At 65.2% G+C, this 18,462-nt stretch carries 19 protein-coding genes; 12 read left to right on the plus strand and 7 right to left on the minus strand.

Translation table 11 applies throughout. From position 1 onward, the window contains the following. Positions 1 to 15 precede the first annotated feature (15 nt). Both CHB99_RS11180 and CHB99_RS11185 read left to right on the plus strand, forming a co-directional pair. A complete protein-coding gene (locus CHB99_RS11180; protein ID WP_042123780.1) occupies positions 16 to 435 on the plus strand; it encodes a hypothetical protein in 420 nt (139 codons plus the stop codon). Position 436: 1 nt separating this feature from the next. Then, complete coding sequence (locus CHB99_RS11185) at positions 437 to 1,306, plus strand: cation diffusion facilitator family transporter (protein WP_042123778.1); 870 nt, start codon at positions 437 to 439, stop codon at positions 1,304 to 1,306. Positions 1,307 to 1,465: 159 nt separating this feature from the next. Here CHB99_RS11185 and CHB99_RS11190 read toward each other — a convergent pair whose 3' ends face one another. Further along, positions 1,466 to 2,284, minus strand: coding sequence for a DUF6515 family protein (locus CHB99_RS11190; protein WP_042123777.1), 819 nt, complete (start codon positions 2,282 to 2,284; stop codon positions 1,466 to 1,468). 398 nt (positions 2,285 to 2,682) lie between these two features. Between CHB99_RS11190 and CHB99_RS11195 the strand changes: the two genes are divergently transcribed. Beyond that, on the plus strand, positions 2,683 to 3,159 hold the full coding sequence (locus tag CHB99_RS11195; protein WP_009394930.1) for an Lrp/AsnC family transcriptional regulator: 477 nt from the start codon (positions 2,683 to 2,685) through the stop codon (positions 3,157 to 3,159). Positions 3,160 to 3,197: 38 nt separating this feature from the next. Continuing rightward, positions 3,198 to 3,404: a DUF2788 domain-containing protein gene (locus CHB99_RS11200; RefSeq protein WP_042123774.1), complete on the plus strand. Its 207-nt coding sequence runs from the start codon at positions 3,198 to 3,200 to the stop codon at positions 3,402 to 3,404. A 3-nt stretch (positions 3,405 to 3,407) separates the two neighbouring features. Here CHB99_RS11200 and CHB99_RS11205 read toward each other — a convergent pair whose 3' ends face one another. The 4 genes from CHB99_RS11205 to CHB99_RS11220 form a co-directional block, all read right to left on the minus strand. Further along, positions 3,408 to 4,037, minus strand: coding sequence for a pseudouridine synthase (locus CHB99_RS11205; RefSeq protein ID WP_042123772.1), 630 nt, complete (start codon positions 4,035 to 4,037; stop codon positions 3,408 to 3,410). Positions 4,038 to 4,043: 6 nt separating this feature from the next. Then, a complete protein-coding gene (gene amn, locus CHB99_RS11210) occupies positions 4,044 to 5,516 on the minus strand; it encodes an AMP nucleosidase (protein WP_042123770.1) in 1,473 nt (490 codons plus the stop codon). Between the two features lie 66 nt (positions 5,517 to 5,582). Further along, positions 5,583 to 7,235, minus strand: coding sequence for an acyl-CoA dehydrogenase family protein (locus CHB99_RS11215; protein WP_042123768.1), 1,653 nt, complete (start codon positions 7,233 to 7,235; stop codon positions 5,583 to 5,585). Between the two features lie 81 nt (positions 7,236 to 7,316). After that, the gene (locus CHB99_RS11220) at positions 7,317 to 9,290 is read right to left on the minus strand and encodes a sensor histidine kinase (RefSeq protein WP_042123766.1); all 1,974 of its coding nucleotides are present in this window, start codon (positions 9,288 to 9,290) and stop codon (positions 7,317 to 7,319) included. 260 nt (positions 9,291 to 9,550) lie between these two features. Between CHB99_RS11220 and CHB99_RS11225 the strand changes: the two genes are divergently transcribed. From CHB99_RS11225 to CHB99_RS11240, 4 genes are all read left to right on the plus strand, one after another. Then, entirely contained in the window at positions 9,551 to 10,348 is a 798-nt protein-coding gene (locus tag CHB99_RS11225; RefSeq protein WP_042123765.1) for a hydroxymethylpyrimidine/phosphomethylpyrimidine kinase, read from the plus strand. A gap of 25 nt (positions 10,349 to 10,373) precedes the next feature. Beyond that, positions 10,374 to 11,000: a thiamine phosphate synthase gene (gene thiE, locus CHB99_RS11230; RefSeq protein WP_042123763.1), complete on the plus strand. Its 627-nt coding sequence runs from the start codon at positions 10,374 to 10,376 to the stop codon at positions 10,998 to 11,000. 16 nt (positions 11,001 to 11,016) lie between these two features. Continuing rightward, a complete protein-coding gene (gene hemL, locus CHB99_RS11235) occupies positions 11,017 to 12,300 on the plus strand; it encodes a glutamate-1-semialdehyde 2,1-aminomutase (RefSeq protein ID WP_042123760.1) in 1,284 nt (427 codons plus the stop codon). Between the two features lie 334 nt (positions 12,301 to 12,634). Next, positions 12,635 to 13,189 (plus strand): tetratricopeptide repeat protein, encoded by a 555-nt coding sequence (locus CHB99_RS11240; protein WP_042123758.1) that lies wholly within the window; start codon positions 12,635 to 12,637, stop codon positions 13,187 to 13,189. 6 nt (positions 13,190 to 13,195) lie between these two features. Here the strand turns inward: CHB99_RS11240 and CHB99_RS11245 are convergent, their stop codons facing one another. Next, entirely contained in the window at positions 13,196 to 13,522 is a 327-nt protein-coding gene (locus CHB99_RS11245; protein WP_042123754.1) for a DUF1820 family protein, read from the minus strand. A 206-nt stretch (positions 13,523 to 13,728) separates the two neighbouring features. Here CHB99_RS11245 and CHB99_RS11250 point away from each other — a divergent pair, with 206 nt between their 5' ends. The 4 genes from CHB99_RS11250 to lnt are packed head-to-tail and all read left to right on the plus strand — an operon-like array spanning position 13,729 to position 17,585. After that, positions 13,729 to 14,727 (plus strand): PhoH family protein, encoded by a 999-nt coding sequence (locus tag CHB99_RS11250; RefSeq protein ID WP_042123752.1) that lies wholly within the window; start codon positions 13,729 to 13,731, stop codon positions 14,725 to 14,727. Beyond that, positions 14,720 to 15,214 carry an rRNA maturation RNase YbeY gene (ybeY, locus tag CHB99_RS11255; protein WP_042123750.1) on the plus strand — a complete coding sequence of 165 codons (495 nt, stop codon included), beginning with the start codon at positions 14,720 to 14,722 and terminating at the stop codon, positions 15,212 to 15,214. The genes CHB99_RS11250 and ybeY overlap by 8 nt, the downstream gene beginning before the upstream one ends. 5 nt (positions 15,215 to 15,219) lie before the next feature. After that, a complete protein-coding gene (locus CHB99_RS11260; RefSeq protein ID WP_042123748.1) occupies positions 15,220 to 16,059 on the plus strand; it encodes a CorC family transporter in 840 nt (279 codons plus the stop codon). Positions 16,060 to 16,067: 8 nt separating this feature from the next. Further along, complete coding sequence (lnt, locus tag CHB99_RS11265; protein ID WP_042123747.1) at positions 16,068 to 17,585, plus strand: apolipoprotein N-acyltransferase; 1,518 nt, start codon at positions 16,068 to 16,070, stop codon at positions 17,583 to 17,585. Positions 17,586 to 17,588: 3 nt separating this feature from the next. Here the strand turns inward: lnt and CHB99_RS11270 are convergent, their stop codons facing one another. Beyond that, positions 17,589 to 18,350, minus strand: coding sequence for a YdcF family protein (locus tag CHB99_RS11270; RefSeq protein ID WP_042123745.1), 762 nt, complete (start codon positions 18,348 to 18,350; stop codon positions 17,589 to 17,591). Positions 18,351 to 18,462: the final 112 nt, after the last annotated feature.

The raw sequence follows: 18,462 nt of genomic DNA on the forward strand, positions 1-18,462 counted from the left end.
CTGCGGAGACTTTCAATGCGTATTCCCTCCCGTGTCACTGGCGGTCTCCTGATCGCGAGTCTGCTGACCCAGCTCACGGCCTGCGGCACCCTGTTCTACCCTGACCGTCGCGGTCAGATCGAAGGCAAGATCGACCCGGTGATCGTCGCCCTCGACGCGGTCGGCATCCTCTTCTACGTGATTCCCGGGCTGATCGCCTTCGGCATCGACTTCGCCACCGGTGCCATCTACCTGCCGGGCGGGACGACCGCGCAGGTCGCCCCGGAAAAGCTCCAGCACGCCATCGGCGCCGACGGCAAGGTGGACAACAGCCGTCTGCAGGCCATCCTCGAAAGCGAGCTGGGCCAGCGCCTGCCGCTCAACGACCCACGCCTGATCCAGCACAAGGGCAGCGTCGAGCAACTGGCGGCCTACGGCCTGGTCCCCGCCGCCTGACATGACCACCTCCCGCGAACACGCGCGCCTGCTGCGCCTGGCCACCAGTGCCTCGCTGGCGGTGGCCTGCATCCTCATCGTCAGCAAGGCGATCGCCTGGTGGCTGAGTGGCTCGGTGAGCCTGCTGGCCGGCCTGACCGACTCGCTGCTGGATGGCGCGGCGTCGCTGCTCAACCTGCTGGCGGTGCGTTATGCGCTGCGCCCCGCGGACGAAGATCATCGTTATGGACACGGCAAGGCCGAGGCGCTGGCAGGGATGGCCCAGGCCTTGTTCATCGCGGTGAGTGCGGTGCTGATCGGGTTCCAGGCCTTCGAGCGCCTGCAGGATCCGCAGCCGCTGGGCAATACCGGACTTGGTGTGGCGGTGATGTTGTTGTCGCTGCTGCTGACCGTGGCCCTGCTGATGCTGCAGGGCCGGGTGATCCGCATCACCGGGTCCACCGCGGTGCGCGCCGACTCGCTGCACTACCGTTCCGACCTGCTGCTCAACGGCAGCATCCTGGTGGCGCTGCTACTGGCGGCGTTCGGCTGGCCGCAACTGGATGCGTTCTTCGGGCTGGGGATTGCCCTGTACATCCTCTGGAGCGCGCTGAGCATCGCCCGGGAAAGCTTCGCCACGCTGATGGACGAGGAACTGCCGGCGGATGTCAGCGAACGGATGCTGGCGCTGGCCTGCGCGGTGCCGGGGGTGGCGGGAGCGCATGACCTGCGCACGCGAGTGTCGGGGAGCCGCTGGTTCGTCCAGGTACACCTGGAATTGCCGGGATCGTTGCCGCTGACCCGGGCCCATGCCTTGTGCGACGAAGCGGCGGCGGCGATCAGCCGGGAGTATCCGCGGGCCGAGGTGCTGGTGCATGCGGATCCGGTCTGATCGTTGACACAATCTGCGGACTGGCCTCGTAGGAGCGTGGCTTGCCCGCGAAAGGACCGCAACGCGGTCCCAAACCGGTGACGCTCGGATTGGGCCTGCTTTGCAGGCCTTCGCGGGCAAGCCACGCTCCTACGACGGGACAGTGCTAGGCCCGTTACATCAGTTGACGCTATACCCCCGCCCCGCCATGCACGCCCCCAGCGCCCGCCGATAGGTATCCGCCACCTGCGCCGGTGGCGCCTGGTTGGCATAGGCCGGATCGAAACCACTCTGCTCCACCGCCCAGCGATGGCACTGGTAGCGATCCTGCTCGACCTGCTGCGGCGGCTGCCCCTGCATCGGATAGGCGATCACGTCATAGCCGCTCTGCACCGGCATCGGCTGCTGCACCTGCGGCGGATTGACCACCACGTATTCGCGGCTGTCCTGCTGGTACTGGTAATAGGTATCCGCCACCAGGAAGAACAGCGCGCCACCAATCCACATTTCCCGCGCATAGTCCGGCAGGTAATTCACCCGCACACCGTAAGGCGGCGTCACCACCACGTACCCCGAGCCATGCGGGCGATACCAGTAACCACCGGAGTAGAAATAATCCCGCCCGCGATACGGCACTTTCCAGTAGCGATCCGGGAAACGATCGATGGCATGCCCCGGCCGATACTGCGGCCCCGGGCCCCAGCCATTGCCATGACCACTCGGGCGGCCCGCCCAGTTCGGCTGCTCGCCACGCGGACCGGTCTGCCAGTGCGGATTGCCGTCGTTGCGTCGCGGGATGTCCTGGTAATAGCCCTGGCGCGGTTGCTGGGTCTGCCACACCTCGCCCGGCTTGGATTGCAAGGGCGAACCGGAAGGCCGCTGCTCGCCTTCACCGCGCCCCTGATGCTCGCCGCGAGGGTCGTGCTCGCCTTCGGCATGGACGTTCAGGCTCAGGCACAGCAGACCGATGGCTGCCAGGGGCCAGATACGCAGTTTCATGCTGTTCCTCTATCAACGTAGGAAGATTCTCCGCGCACTCTAGCAGGCAGGATTGGCGCCAGCAGGTGAAATCTCGGACATAAAAAAGGGCGACCCCATGGGGTCGCCCTTCGAGAAACTTGTCCTGGCTCGACGCTCGTGACGCCGGCTCACCTCACGCCTGTCTTGTGGACCGCGTGCAGCCCGGGGGCCAAGCACAACCCTGTGGGATTGCTGGCCGCGACCGTCCTGCTTGGGTCGGTCGCCGTGGACATGTGTCCGGGCAGTGATTCTGGAAACAATGATAGGGAAACCGTGATGGCAGCGGATTGCGAAGATTGCGGAAGAAAACACCACTTGCGCAATATTTCTCCAATTATTAATAATTGTCAGCAATTCATACAGAAAAGGCCTGATCCATGAGCAAGCTGGACCGCTATGACCTGAGCATCCTCGCCGAATTGCAGCGCGACGCGCGCATCTCCAACCAGGAACTGGCCGAGCGCATCGGGCTGTCGCCGTCGCCCTGCTCGCGGCGGGTCAAACAGCTGGAAGACGACGGCTTCATCTCCCGCCAGGTAGCCCTGCTCGACCGCAAGAAGCTTGGCCTGAGCCTGACCGCCTATGTGCTGATCGGCATGGACCGGCACACCCCCGAGCGTTTCGAGACCTTCGAGGCGGCGATTCGCAACCTGCCGCAGGTACTGGAGTGCAGCCTGGTCACCGGGATGGACGCCGACTACCAGCTCAAGGTCGTGGTGCCGGACATGGACCACTACCAGAAACTGCTGCTCGGCCACCTGACCCGGATCGAGGGTGTCACAAGCGTTCGCTCGAGTTTTGTCCTGAATCAAGTGTTGGCGAGCACCGAGCTGCCCCTGACTCACCTGCGGTAGGCGTATAATCCGGCGCCTCACACTGCCGGAGAGAATCGATGGATCCTGTGCTGTTCGAAGAGTGGATGATGACCATCCTGGTCTCCATCCTGATTGCCTTCATGGGCTTCATCGTCTATGACCTGGCGAAGAAGTCCAAGGCCGGTAAATTCGGCACCTTCATCCTGTTCTTCGTGCTCGGCCTGGGTATCTTCGCGTTCATCGTCAAGAGCGTGGTGATCACCTACATCGAGATGAACAAGTAGGTCTCAGCGCCTCGCCGGAACGTCTTTCCACTGCCCCGGTTCGAGCCCGTCCAGTATCCAGTCGCCGATCCTCACCCGCACCAGGCGCAGGGTCGGCAGCCCCACCGCCGCGGTCATTCGTCGCACCTGGCGGTTGCGTCCTTCCTTGATGATCAGTTCCAGCCAATGGGTCGGCACGCTCTTGCGAAAGCGCACCGGCGGGTTGCGCGGCCACAGTTCGGGCTCGTCGAGCAGACGGGCCTGGGCCGGCAGGGTCGGGCCGTCGTTCAGCTCGACACCGTCGCGCAGACGCTGGATCTGCTCGGCGCTCGGCTCACCTTCCACCTGCACCCAGTAGGTCTTCGGCAGCTTGTGCTTCGGGTCGGCGATGCGCGCCTGCAACTGGCCGTCGTTGGTCAGCAGCAGCAGGCCTTCGCTGTCGCGGTCGAGGCGCCCGGCGGGATAGACCCCGGGCACCGCGATGAAATCCTTGAGCGTCGCCCGCCCCTCGCCATCACTGAACTGGGTCAGGACGTCGAAGGGCTTGTTGAACAGGATCAACCGCGGCTCGGCCGGCGGCGCCTTGGGCTGGCGTCGCGGACCGGCGGTTTTCGCCGCGGGGCGGCGCGGCGTGGAGCGTGGGGGTAACGGCATGAAACCTCAGCGGAACGGCGGCTCGTCGAAACTGCGCAGTTTACGCGAGTGCAGCGAGTTCAGTTCGGTGCGCAACAGGTCGAGGGCGGCGATGCCGATCTTCAGGTGCTGGCTGACCGCGCGGTTGTAGAACGCGTTGGCCGCGCCCGGCAGCTTGATCTCGCTGTGCAGCGGCTTGTCCGAGACGCACAGCAGCGTGCCGTAGGGCACCCGCAGGCGATAACCCTGGGCGGCGATGGTGCCGCTTTCCATGTCCACCGCCACTGCCCGCGACAGGTTGATCAACGGGCGCTCCTGGGCCCAGCGCAGCTCCCAGTTGCGGTCGTCGTAGGTCAGCACGGTACCGGTGCGCAGGCGCTTCTTCAGTTCGTCGCCACGCTCGCCGGTGACCTGCGCCGCGGCCTCCTGCAGCGCCAGCTGCACCTCGGCCAGGGCCGGGATCGGGATGTTCGGCGGCACCACGCGGTCGAGAATGCCGTCGCGGCGCATGTAGGCGTGGGCCAGCACGTAGTCGCCGATGGTCTGCGACTGCCGCAGGCCGCCGCAGTGGCCGATCATCAGCCAGCAGTGCGGACGCAGCACCGCCAGGTGGTCGGTGATGTTCTTGGCATTGGACGGACCGACGCCGATGTTGACCAGGGTGATGCCATCGCCATCGGCGGCGATCAGGTGGTAGGCCGGCATCTGGTAGCGGTGCCAGACCACGCCGGCGACCAGCGCCTGCGCCTCGCCGTTGTCCATCGCCTTCTCGATGATGACGTTGCCCGGCAGGACCATGCGCACGAAACGCGGGTCGTCGCGCAGTTGCTCCAGGCCGTGGCTGATGAACTGGTCGACGTAGCGGTGGTAGTTGGTCAGCAGGATCCACGGCTGCACATGGCGCCAGTCGCTGCCGGTGTAGTGCACCAGGCGCCGCAGCGAGAAGTCCACCCGCGCGGCGTCGAACAGCGCCAGCGGCAGGGTTTCGGCATTGCCCCAATCGTACAGGCCGTCGGCGATGCCGTCGGTGGCGGCGGACAGGTCGGTGCTCGGGAAGACCCGCGCCAGCGCCGCGGCGGTGATGCCGGAACCGGCCAGCTCATCACCCTGCTCGACCACGTAGGGATAAGGGATGTTCTGGTCGCTGACACCGACTTCGACGCGCACGGTGAAGTCGTTCATCAGCGGCCGCAGCTGATCCAGCAGGTAACCGCGAAACGCCGCCGGGTGGGTCACGGTGACGCTGTAGGTGCCCGGCAACTGCACCTTGGCGTAGGCCCGGGTGGTCGCGGGCACTTCGCCATGGCAGTGGTAGGTCAGACGCAGTTCGGGATAGCGGAACAGCGAACGCTCGTCGGCGTCCGGCTCGGTACGGTCCTTGAGGTAGCGCTTGAGCGCCTGGCTCAGGGCCGCGGTGGCGGTTTCATGCAGGACCGCGAGGCGGTCGACGGCCTGCTCGGCGGTTTCCACGACAACGAAAGCTTCATCGAAACGGGTCACTGGTTACTTCCTGTCTGACATGCAGGCTTCCATCTTGCCTACATCCGATTGCAAAGGCACGTACGTTCACAGCGGCCAGACCGGTGTCGCCCGTTGCACCAGCGCAGCGACATCGACACCGCGCGGCAAGGTGCCGTAGACCCGCCCGCCCTCGCCCAGGCGACTGCCGATGAAGGCATCGCTGACCGTGGCATTGCCGGCTTCCAGCAACAGCTTGGCCTGCAGGCCGACAGCGATGTCCTCGGTCAGTTGCCGGGCGCGGTACTGGATGTCGCCGGTGTCGGCGAAGGCAGCCTTGAGGCTGGCGATATGCGCGGCCAGACGGCGGTCGCCGTGACCATCGCCCAGCTCGTCGAACAGGCTGTCGAGCACGCCCGGTTCCTTGGACAGGGCACGCAGCACATCCAGGCACTGCACGTTGCCGGAGCCTTCCCAGGTGGAGTTCACCGGTGCCTCGCGGTAGAGGCGCGGCAGGATGCTTTCCTCGACATAGCCAGCGCCGCCCATGCATTCGGCGGCCTCATTGATCATGGCCGGGGCGCGCTTACAGATCCAGTACTTGCCCACTGCCGTCACCAACCGCGAGAAATGCGCCTGGCGCGGGTCGTCGAGATGATCCAGGGCCTGGCCCATGCGCAGGCTCAGGGCCAGCGCCGCTTCGCTTTCCAGAGCCAGATCGGCGAGCACGTTCTGCATCAGCGGCTGCTCGGCCAGTACCCGCCCGCCGACCTGGCGATGGGCGCAGTGGTGCGCGGCCTGGGTCAGGGCCTGGCGCATCAGGGCGCTGGAACCGACCATGCAATCGAAGCGGGTCATCGCCACCATCTCGATGATGGTCGGCACGCCGCGGCCCTCCTCGCCGATCATCCAGGCCAGGGCGCCGCGCAGTTCCACCTCGCTGGAGGCGTTGGACCAGTTGCCCAGTTTGTTCTTCAGGCGCTGGATGTAGAACTGGTTGCGCTGATCGTCCGGACGGTGGCGCGGCAGCAGGAAACAGCTCAGCCCCTTGTCGGTCTGCGCCAGGGTCAGGAAGGCGTCGCACATCGGTGCCGAACAGAACCACTTGTGGCCGACCAGCTCATAGGCCTGGCCCGGCCCCGACGCACCCACCGGATAAGCACGCGTGGTATTGGCGCGCACATCGGTACCGCCCTGCTTCTCGGTCATGGCCATGCCGAGGGTGACGCCGGCCTTGTGCCGGTCGCCGACATTGCGCGGGTCGTACTCGGTGGCGAGGACCTTGGGCAGCCAGTACTCGGCCAGCTCCGCTTGCAGCTTCAGCGCCGGCACGGCGGCGAAGGTCATGGTCAGCGGACAGCCGCTGCCGGCTTCGGCCTGGCTGTGCAGGTAGGTCATGCAGGCGCGGGCGACATGGGCGCCGTCCCGCGGTTCACGCCAGGGCAACGACGGCAGGCCATGCTCGATGGCCGTGCGCATCAGTTGGTGATACGCCGGATGGAATTCCACCAGATCGACACGGTGGCCGTAGCGGTCATGGCTGACGAACTGCGGCTTGTTCTGATTGGCGAGGAAGCCCGCCTCCATCAGCGGCCCACCGGCCAGGGCGCCGTACGCATCGATCCGCGCCTGCGCCCAACCCGCCCCGTAGCGACGCCCCCACTCCTGCAACGGCAGGTCGAGGCGGTAGAGGTTGGCGCCGTCCAGGGCGGGCGGCTGATTGGTCACCTGGTGGGTTTCAGCGTACTGATGCAGGTTCATCCGAGGGCTCCTGATCGATAGGACGTGTCTGAAAAATCCAGTGAATCACGCCCGCCCCCGGACACAAAGTGACAAAAATGCCTAACGCGGCGCGATATATCCCCCGTCCAGCGCGGCCGCGACAGGCAGCGCGACATGCAATTCGAAACTGCTGCCCTGCCCCGGCACCGAGCTGTGCCGCAACTGTGCGCCGAGCAGATCGGCGAGCTTGCGGCAGATTGCCAGGCCGATACCCAGGCCACCGTATTCACGGCTCATGGAGCCGTCGACCTGGAAGAAACGCTGGTACAGCAGCGCTTCGTCCAGTTCGACGAAGCCGATGCCGCTGTCGCGCACGGTGAAGGTCAGCGCCAGCAGGTGCTGGCTGGCCTGACCGCGGACCTGCAGGCTGACGCCACCGCGGTGGGTGAACTTGATGCCGTTGTCCAGCAGGTAACCGAGGCACTGCGCCAGCTTGTGACGGTCGCCCAGCAGGCGATCCGGCAGGTCGTCGGCGACGTCCAGGTGCAGCAGCAGGTCCTTGTCCATGGCCGGTGAGATGAAACGCGTGCGCAGCTCCTGGACCAGCCCGCGCAGGCTGAGGGACTCCACCCGCGCGACCAGACGCCCGGCCTGCAGCTCGCTGAGGATGAGGATGTCGTCGACCATGCGCATCATGTTCTGCGCGGCGATGCTGGCGGTGTGCTGGTACTGACTCAGCTCCGCGCCCATGGGCAAGCCCTGCATCAGTTCGAGCGAGCCGATCACGCCGTTCATCGGCGTGCGCAGCTCATGGGTCACGGTGGCGAGGAACTGGTCCTTGAGCTGGTTGCTGTGGGCCAGTTGGTGGTTCAGCAGCTCAAGCTTCTGCCCGGCTTCGCGCAGCACCCGCGCGCGCTCCTCGCGCATGGCGTTGATGCGGTCGGCCAGGGCCAGGGACAGCAGACCGACCTCCAGGGCCGCGCCGATCTGGCTGGCGTACATGGTCAGGAACACGTTGGGCAGATAACCCAGGACCATCAGGGTGTTGATCAGCCCTCCGAGCAGGAAGGCGCTCCAGGCGATGATGAAATAACGCGCCACGCGCACCCCGCGCCACCAGGCGAACAGCCCGGCGGCGAAAATGCACAGGGTGAAGGCCAGCGCCAGGGCAGTGGCCAGGCGCAGGGCCAGGCCATAGTCGGACGCCAGCGCCATCACCATCACCAGCGCCGAACTGGCCACCAGCATCAGCAGCAGCCGATCGAAGGCGCGGCTGAGCCGGGCCATGCCGAGGAAACTGCGGGCGAACTGACAACCGAACAACCCCGCGGCACCGATGAACAGCGGCGTCGCGGCGTTCGCCCACCACGGGCTGTTCGGCCAGAAGTACGCCACCGCGGCGCCATTCACCGACAGTTGGTAAAGCCCGAACGAGGCGATATAGAGGATGTACCAGAGGTAGCTGGTGTCACGCACGCTGACATAGATGAACAGGTTGTACACCAGCATGCCCAGGAGCACGCCGTAGATCAGCCCGAGCACGTAGATCTTCGCCGGCAACGCCTCCAGGTAGGCCTGGGTCGACCACAGGCTCAGCGGGGCCTGGACCGAGCCGGCGCTGTGCAGGCGCAGATAGACGGTCAGCGCCTGGTCCGGCCGCATCGGCAGCTCGAACACGTAGTTGCTCTGCTCGATCTGTCGGCTGGCATAGGGCAAGGCATCGCCGGTGCGCTGGACCAGTCGATAACTGCCGCTGGCGTCCGGCAGATAGAGCTCCAGATGATCCAGCGGCGGATAGGCCAGTTCGAGCAACCAGGTGCGTGGCGCGGCCTCGGGCATGGCCAGATAGTGAAGATCGACCTTGAGCCAGAACACCGAACTCGAATAGCCGGCATTGAGCACATCGGCCTGATGCGCAGTGAAGTGACGAGCGAAGTCCGGTGCGCTGACCTGGGCGATGGAGGCACTGCCATCAGGGTCTTCGAACACCTGCATGACGCGGCCCAGTGGCAGGTTTCGGGTCGAGTCGTCGAAGTCGACGGCTCCGGCCAGCAAGGGCAGCCAGCCCAGCAGAATGATCAGCAAATAGCGCATACAGCCCCAGCGTGGCCTGATCGGTCGCGTCGTGGTGCCTCCAGTCCCTTGAGACGACGAAATCCGTCAGTGCCTGATGTCATTTTCAAAGCACGCTAGCATAGCCTTTTCGGATGATCGACAGCCAGGCAAAAATACGCAGCAGAGGCTCTAGCCCGGTGATTACAGCGATTTTCAAGAAATTTGCTGACCAGCTGATCAGAAAACCGCTTTGCAACGGCAGACCCGGCAAAAGCGTTTGGTGGTAAGCTCGCGCACCTATGAATACCTACAGCTCCCGCCCCGTTGTCCTCTGTCTCTCCGGCCACGACCCCAGTGGCGGCGCCGGCCTGCAGGCAGATATCGAAGCCCTGATCGCCCAAGGCTGCCACGCCGCTCCGGCCGTGACCGCCCTGACCGTGCAGGATACCGTCAATGTGCAAGACTTCCGCGTGCTCGACCGCGAGTGGGTGCTGGCCCAGGCCAACATCGTCCTCGCCGACTCGCAGGTCGCCGCGGTCAAGCTCGGCATGCTCGGTTCGCTGGAGATGGTCGATACCGTCGTCGAGCTGCTCAGCGCCCATCCGCACCTGCCCCTGGTCTGCGATCCGGTGCTGCGTGCCGGTGGCGGCGGGCGCCTGGGCAAGGACGAAGTCGGCTACGCCATGCGCGAACGCCTGCTGCCGCTGGCCACCATCGCCACGCCGAACCTGCCGGAAGCGCGCATCCTCGCCGAACTGCCGCAGGGCAGCGCCGACGAATGCGCGGAAAAACTCCTGCCGTACGTCGAGCACCTGCTGATCACCGGCGGCCACGGCGACGAAACGGAAATCCACAACCGCCTGTACAGCCGCGACGGCCAGCGTCACACCTGGACCTGCCAGCGCCTGCCGGGCAGCTACCACGGTTCCGGCTGCACCCTGGCCAGCGCCCTGGCCGGCCGCCTGGCCCTCGGCGAGCAACTGCACAGCGCGGTGCGTTCGGCCCTCGACTACACCTGGCGGACCCTGCGCGACGCCGAACAACTGGGCAAGGGCCAATTCGTGCCGCGCCGCCTGCCGTTGGATTTCTGCTCCTGAAACATTGATCGCTGTGAGGCCTGTAATGAAGCTACGCGGTTTGTATGCCATCACCGACAGCCAGTTGCTGGCCGGGCGGTTTCTTCCTTATGTCGAAGCGGCCCTCGACGGCGGCGTGACCCTGCTGCAATACCGCGACAAGAGCGACAACCAGGCACAGCGCCTGCGTGAAGTCGAAGCCTTGCTGCACCTGTGCGAGCGCTACAAGACCCAGCTGATCATCAACGACGACGCCGAACTGGCCGCGCGCTTCGGCGTCGGCGTGCACCTGGGCCAGACCGACGGCCCGCTGACCCCGGCACGCACCCTGCTCGGCAGGGACGCGATCATCGGTTCCACCTGCCACGCACAACTGGAACTGGCCGAACAGGCCGCCAGCGAAGGTGCCAGCTACGTCGCCTTCGGTCGCTTCTTCAACTCGCAGACCAAACCCGGCGCGCCCGCCGCCGACATCGAGCTGATCCGCCGGGCCAAGGCCCGGATCAAACTGCCGGTGGCGGTCATCGGCGGCATCACCCTGGACAACGCCGCACCGCTGGTCGAGCACGGCGCCGACCTGCTGGCGGTGATCCACGGCCTGTTCGGTGCCGACAGCACCCAGGAAGTCAGCCGTCGCGCGCGCGCCTTCAATGCCCTCTTTTCCAGTATCTGATTCGAGAGAGACCACCATGTCCCGTTCCGAAAGCCTGTTCGCCAACGCGCAGAAGCACATCCCCGGTGGCGTCAACTCGCCGGTGCGTGCGTTCCGCAGCGTCGGCGGCACCCCGCTGTTCTTCAAGCATGCCGAAGGCGCCTACGTCACCGACGAAGACGACAAGCGCTATGTCGACTACGTCGGCTCCTGGGGCCCGATGATTCTCGGCCACGGCCACCCGGACGTGCTGGAAGCGGTGCGCAAGCAACTGGTCCACGGCCTGTCCTACGGTGCTCCGACCGCCATGGAAACCGAGATGGCCGACCTGGTCTGCTCGCTGGTGCCATCGATGGAAATGGTGCGCATGGTCAGCTCCGGCACCGAGGCGACCATGAGCGCCATCCGCCTGGCCCGCGGCTACACCGGCCGCGACAGCATCATCAAGTTCGAGGGCTGCTACCACGGCCACTCCGACAGCCTGCTGGTGAAGGCCGGCTCCGGCCTGCTGACCCAGGGCGTACCGAGCTCCGCCGGCGTTCCCGCCGACTTCGCCAAACACACCCTGACCCTGCCGTTCAACGATATCGACGCGGTGGCCAAGTCCCTCGCCGAGGTCGGCCAGCAGGTCGCCTGCATCATCGTCGAGCCGGTAGCCGGCAACATGAACTGCGTGCCACCGGCACCGGGCTTCCTCGAGGGCCTGCGCAGCCTGTGCGACCAGCACGGCGTGGTGCTGATCTTCGACGAAGTGATGACCGGTTTCCGCGTTGCCCTCGGTGGCGCCCAGGCCCACTACGGTGTCACGCCGGACCTGTCGACCTTCGGCAAGATCGTCGGCGGCGGCATGCCGGTGGGCTGCTTCGGCGGCAAGCGTCACATCATGGAACAGATCGCCCCGCTGGGCCCGGTCTACCAGGCTGGCACCCTGTCCGGCAACCCGCTGGCCATGGCCGCCGGCCTGACCACCCTGAAGCTGATCAGCCGCCCGGGCTTCCACGACGAGCTGAGCGCCTTCACCAGCCGCCTGCTCGACGGCCTGCAGCAGCGCGCCGATGCCGCCGGCGTACCGTTCGTCACCACCCAGGCCGGTGCCATGTTCGGCCTGTACTTCACCGGCGCGGACGACATCGTCACCTTCGACGATGTGATGGGCAGCGATGTCGAGCGCTTCAAGCGCTTCTTCCACCTGATGCTGGAAGGCGGCGTGTACCTGGCGCCGAGCGCCTTCGAGGCCGGCTTCACCTCGATCGCTCACGGCGAAACCGAGCTGAAGATCACCCTGGACGCCGCCGAACGCGCGTTTGCCCAGCTGAAGTAAGCAAGCTAGCCCGCGGACTACCCTCGTAGGAGCGTGGCTTGTCGTGTGACGAACCACCGCGAAAGGAGCGCATAGCGCTCCCGACAATCTCGTTGGCTGGAGGATTCGGGGACCGCTGCGCGGTCCTTTCGCGGGCGAGCCCGCTCCTACAGGTGTCGCGCAAGCCATAGGACGATCACCTACCTGATCGTAGGAATCCCCCTCAACCCTGCGCAACAATTGCGTCGCATCGGCAGAAAATCTGGTAAAGACTTTGTAAGGTTGGCGCTGCTTAACCCATAATGTGCCACCAGACACACATTGGCCGCAGCTTTGCAGAGGTAAGTCGATCACCATGAACCGCGCCGGCCGCGCCCTCGCCCTGGGCTGCCTGTTGCTACTTCAGCCCCTGCTGGCCATCGCGGCGGGCGGGGGTAACTCGTTGCTGATCCCCACCACGGGCCGCTGCACCCTCAACACGTCCCCCGAAGAACTCGCCGATGCCGTGAGCCGCTGCAAGCAGGCCGCGCAATCCGGCGACGCCCAGGCCCAGTACGAACTGGGCGACTTCTACTACGAAGGCAAGAGCGCCCCGCGCGACCTCAATCAGGCACTCAACTATTTCGAGCAGGCTTCGCTGCAAGGCCACGCCGATGCGCAGTTCAAACTGGGCACCATGTTCTACCGCGGCGAAGGCGTACCGGCGAACAATATCCAGGCGTATATCGTGCTGAAGATGGCCGCCGTCAACGGTGCCGAGGATGCGCTGGACCTGGCCGACCAGGTGTCGGCGCAGATGCAGCGCGATGAACTGGAGACCGCCACCCAGGTGCTGGGGCAGATCTTCCGCAAGTACCTGCTGGAGCTGCAGACCGTCGACGGTCGCACGCCCTTCTCGCCGCTTCCCTGAAGCGCCTTATCTTTCCGGCATCGGCATGGGGAACGGCATGACATTGCCGACGCCCTTGGCATCGCTGATCTTCGGCGTGCCCAGACGCTCCACCTCGTCGATGCGCACGATCGAGTGCATCGGCACGAAGCTGCGGGTCACCCCTTCGAACTGCGCCTTCAGCTTCTCTTCGCTGGGATCGACCACCACCTGGGTGCGCTCACCGAAGACGAACTCCTCGATTTCGAGAAAACCCCACAGATCGCTCTGGTAGATCTGCTTGGCGTACATCTCGAACACCTGACCCTGGTTGAGGAAGATCACTTTGTAGATGGGGGCTTCGCGCTTGGACATGGTCGGCAGGCAGAATGACTGGCAAAAAGGGCGCGAATGATAGCACAAGGGCCATCGACCAACGGCACGATCCCGGTCGAGGCAAGATAACCGTTTCGTCAACTTCCGCTGCAATAATCCATTGATCGTTTCAGCGCTTTCGCGGCTCCGCAGTCGGCGTTATCCTTGAAATCATATTTCTTGCCCAAGGGCGGCTTAAAACAACCTTGAACGCACCTATCGAACCCCATCGTTTCATTCTCGAGCCCTTCGAGGCTCACCGCTTCGCCAACCTGTGCGGTCAGTTCGACGAGCATCTGCGCCTGATCGAACAACGCCTGGCCATCGAAATCCGCAATCGCGGCAACCAGTTCGAGCTGATCGGCGAACCGCGGGTCACCTCCACCGCCGAGCAACTGCTGCGCCGTCTCTATCGCGAGACCAAGGCCACCGAGCTGTCGCCGGAAACAGTTCATCTGTACCTCCAGGAATCCTCCGTCGAAGCGCTGGAAAACCCCGCGCACAACGAAGTCAGCGTATCGCTGCGCACGCGCAAGGGCGCCATTCGTCCGCGCGGTCTCAATCAGCAGCGCTACGTCAAGGAAATCCTCGGCAACGACATCAACTTCGGCATCGGCCCCGCCGGTACCGGCAAGACCTACCTGGCCGTGGCCTGCGCGGTGGATGCGCTGGAGCGCGAACAGGTGCGCCGCATCCTGCTGGTGCGCCCGGCGGTCGAGGCGGGCGAAAAGCTCGGTTTCCTGCCCGGCGACCTCGCGCAGAAGATCGACCCGTACCTGCGCCCGCTCTACGACGCCCTGTACGAAATGCTCGGCTTCGAACATGTGGCCAAACTGATCGAGCGCCAGGTGATCGAGATCGCGCCGCTGGCCTACATGCGTGGCCGTACCCTGAACAACAGCTTCATCATCCTCGATGAAAGCCAGAACACCACCGTCGAGCAGATGAAGATGTTCCTCACCCGCATCGGTTTCGGTTCCACCGCCGTGATCACCGGCGACATCACCCAGGTCGACCTGCCGAAAGGCACAAAATCGGGCCTGGCCCATGTCATCCAGGTGCTCAAGGACGTACCGGGCATCAGCTTCACCCACTTCCAGCCCAAGGACGTGGTGCGCCATCCGCTGGTGCAACGCATCGTCGAAGCCTACGAGCGCTTCGATGGCGAGCAGGCCAAGGCCGAAGGCACCCGACGCGATGCTTGAACTGGACCTGCAAGTCGCGACCGAAGCGGCCGCGCCCGATGAAGCCCTGTTCCGCCGCTGGTGCGAGCTCGCCTTGCGCCAGCGCACGGCCGACTCGGAGATGACCATCCGCCTGGTGGACGAAGCCGAAGGCCGCGAGCTGAACCACACCTACCGGCACAAGGACTACGCCACCAACGTGCTGTCCTTCCCCGCCGACGTGCCCGACGACATGCTCGACATCCCGCTGCTGGGTGACCTGGTCATCTGCGTCGCGGTGGTCGAGCGCGAAGCCGCCGAGCAAGGCAAATCCCTCGAGGCCCACTGGGCACACCTGGTCATCCATGGTTGCCTGCACCTGCTGGGCTACGACCACATCGAAGACGATGAGGCCGAGGAAATGGAAGCACTGGAACGAACGTTGCTTGCCGAACTGGGTCATCCGGACCCGTACGCCGACGACGAACACGACACACCTCAAACCGATATCTGCAAGGATCACGAGTAACCGCCATGAGCGAAGATCGATCGAGCAACGGGCAAAAGTCATGGCTGGGCAAGCTGACCCAGGCTTTTGCCCATGAGCCGAAAAACCGCCAGGAGCTCCTTGAGCTGCTGCGCGAAGCGCACCAGAACAAGCTGCTCGACAGCGAAGCCCTGACCATCGTCGAAGGTGCCATCCAGGTCGCCGACCTGCAGGTCCGCGACATCATGGTGCCGCGCTCGCAGATGATCAGCATCAAGGCCTCGCAGTCACCCCGCGAATTCCTTCCGGCGATCATCGAAGCCGCGCACTCGCGCTATCCGGTGGTCGGCGAAAGCCACGACGATGTTCTCGGCGTTCTGCTCGCCAAGGACCTGTTGCCGCTGATCCTCAAGGAGAACGGCGACAGCTTCAACATCAAGGACCTGCTGCGCCCGGCCACCTTCGTGCCCGAGTCCAAGCGCCTCAACGTGCTGCTGCGCGAGTTCCGCGCCAACCACAACCACATGGCCATCGTCATCGACGAGTACGGCGGCGTGGCGGGCCTGGTGACCATCGAGGACGTGCTGGAGCAGATCGTCGGCGACATCGAGGACGAACACGACGTCGAGGAAGACAGCTACATCAAGCCGCTGCCCAGCGGTGACTTCCTGATCAAGGCACTGACGCCGATCGAGAACTTCAACGAGTTCTTCGACAGCGAGTTCTCCGACGACGAGTTCGACACCGTCGGCGGCCTGGTCATGAGCGCTTTCGGCCACCTGCCCAAACGCAACGAAACCACCGAAATCGGGCCTTACCGCTTCCGTATCCTCAACGCCGACAGCCGGCGGATACATTTGCTGCGCCTGACTCCCGTCACCCGTTAAGGACAACCATGCGCTGGATCACCCGCCCCGGCTGGCCCGGTAACCTGCTGGCCGTGGCGGCCGGCGCCCTGACCACCCTGACCCTGGCCCCGTTCGACATCTGGCCTCTGGCCCTGGTGGCTCTGAGTCTGTTCTACCTCGGCCTGCGCGAGCTGAGCCCGCGCCAGGCCCTGGGTCGCGGCTGGTGCTACGGCTTCGGCCTGTTCGCCGCCGGCACCTGGTGGATCTACGTCAGCATCCACGACTACGGCGGCGCTTCGGCGCTGCTGGCCGGCGCGCTGATGCTGGCGTTCTTCGCCGCCATCGCCTGGTTCTTCGCCCTGCCGGCCTGGCTCTGGGCCCGCTGGCTGCGACGCAACGAAGCGCCGCTGGCCGACGCCCTCGGTTTCGCCGCGCTGTGGCTGGCCCAGGAAGCCTTCCGTGGCTGGTTCCTGACCGGTTTCCCCTGGTTGTATGCCGGCTACAGCCAGCTCGACGGCCCCCTGGCCGGGCTCGCGCCGCTGGGCGGCATGTGGCTGATCTCCTTCACCCTGGCCCTGAGCGCCGCGCTGCTGTGCAACCTGTACCGCCTGCGCCAGCGAAAATCCTTCTTCGCCATCGGCGTTGCCCTGCTGATCGGTCCCTGGACCCTCGGCCTGGCGCTCAAGGACCACGCCTGGACCACCCCGTCCGGCGATCCGCTGCGGGTCGCGGCGATCCAGGGCAACATCGAGCAGAGCCTGAAGTGGGAGCCGAGCGAACTGCGCCGGCAACTGGAGCTGTACCGCGACATGAGCTTCACCAGCAAGCCGGTGGACCTGATCGTCTGGCCGGAAACCGCGGTGCCGGTGTTCAAGGACACGGTCCAGGGCTACCTGGACATGATGAGCGGATTCGCCGCGGACCGGCATGCGGCATTGATCACCGGCGTTCCGGTGCGCCAGTTCGAACACGGACAACGTCGCTACTTCAACGGCATCACCGCGATCGGCGAGGGCGACGGCACCTACCTGAAACAGAAGCTGGTGCCGTTCGGCGAATACGTTCCCCTGCAGGACCTGCTGCGTGGCCTGATCGAGTTCTTCAACCTGCCGATGTCCGACTTCGCTCGCGGCCCCGCCGACCAGGCGCTGCTCCAGGCCAAGGGCTACCAGCTGGCGCCGTTCATCTGCTACGAAGTGGTCTATCCGGAACTGGCCGCGAGCCTCGCGGCGCGCAGCGACATCCTCCTGACCATCAGCAACGACACCTGGTTCGGCAAGTCCATCGGCCCCCTGCAACACCTGCAGATGGCGCAGATGCGCGCCCTGGAAGCCGGGCGCTGGATGATTCGCGCGACCAACAACGGCGTGACCGGACTGATCGACCCGTTCGGTCGCATCACCGCGCAGATCCCGCAGTTCGAGCGTGCCATCCTGTATGGCGAAGTGGTGCCGATGCAGCAGCTCACGCCGTATCTGCAATGGCGCTCCTGGCCGCTCGCCATCCTCTGCGTGGTGCTGCTGGGCTGGGCATTGCTGGCCAGCCGTATCGCCAGAACGGTGTAGGCCTCAGTAGAAAAGCCGGTAGCCGATCAGGCCAGCGACTTCATTGAAGAGCTGGCCGTTCTGCCACACCGCCTTGCTGTCTGGTACCCAGCCAGCGAACGGCCGTCCGTGATCCCCCCCCAGGAACCCCACGGGCGCCGGCACCACCTCGAAGCCGGCGCGCTGGAAACTCCAGACGGAACGCTGCATATGCCAGGCCTGGGTCACCACCACGACCCGCCTGATACCTTGCGGCTGCAGCATCGCCGCGCTCAGCTCGGCGTTTTCCCAAGTGGTACGGCTCTCTTCCTCCAGCCAGCGCACCGGAACCCCGAAGTCGCGCTGCATGACCTCCGCCATCAAGCGTGCTTCGCTGGGTGGCGCGCCGTAGTGCAGGCCACCGCTGGTCAGCACCGGCAAGCCGGACGCCTTGGCCAGTTGCGCGGCATAGCGCATGCGCTCCACGGCGACGCCGGTGGGCTGGTCCTGCATGCCCCAGGCGGGATCGCCGCGTTCACGGCCAGAGCCGAGAATCACGATGGCATCGGCCCGCTGGGCCAGTCCCGCCCACTCATCCAGGCCTAGCGGCGGCAGCGTTTCGATCCGTTGGGCAAGATGCTGCGCCACCAGCGGCGAACTCATCAGCCACAGCCCGCCCAAACCGGCAAGAAAACACAGGCGCGCCGTGCGCGGCCAGGACTCGCGCAGCCACCAGGCAGCGATGAGCAAGAGAAGCAGGACACCGGGCGGCATCAGCCATTGTTTGATGAAGAAACGCAGAGGCATCGGGCATCTCCCTGAAAAATGCTCGAAGCCTAGAGAAATAGGCGCCTGACAACAATTGCCAGGCGCCGTGAAGTAGAAAGAATTCGCGTGGCGCACTCCATCCTGCGCCGTT

Origin of the sequence: Pseudomonas japonica (genome assembly GCF_900188455.1) — a bacterium.
GTDB classification, from domain to species: Bacteria; Pseudomonadota; Gammaproteobacteria; order Pseudomonadales; family Pseudomonadaceae; genus Aquipseudomonas; species Aquipseudomonas japonica.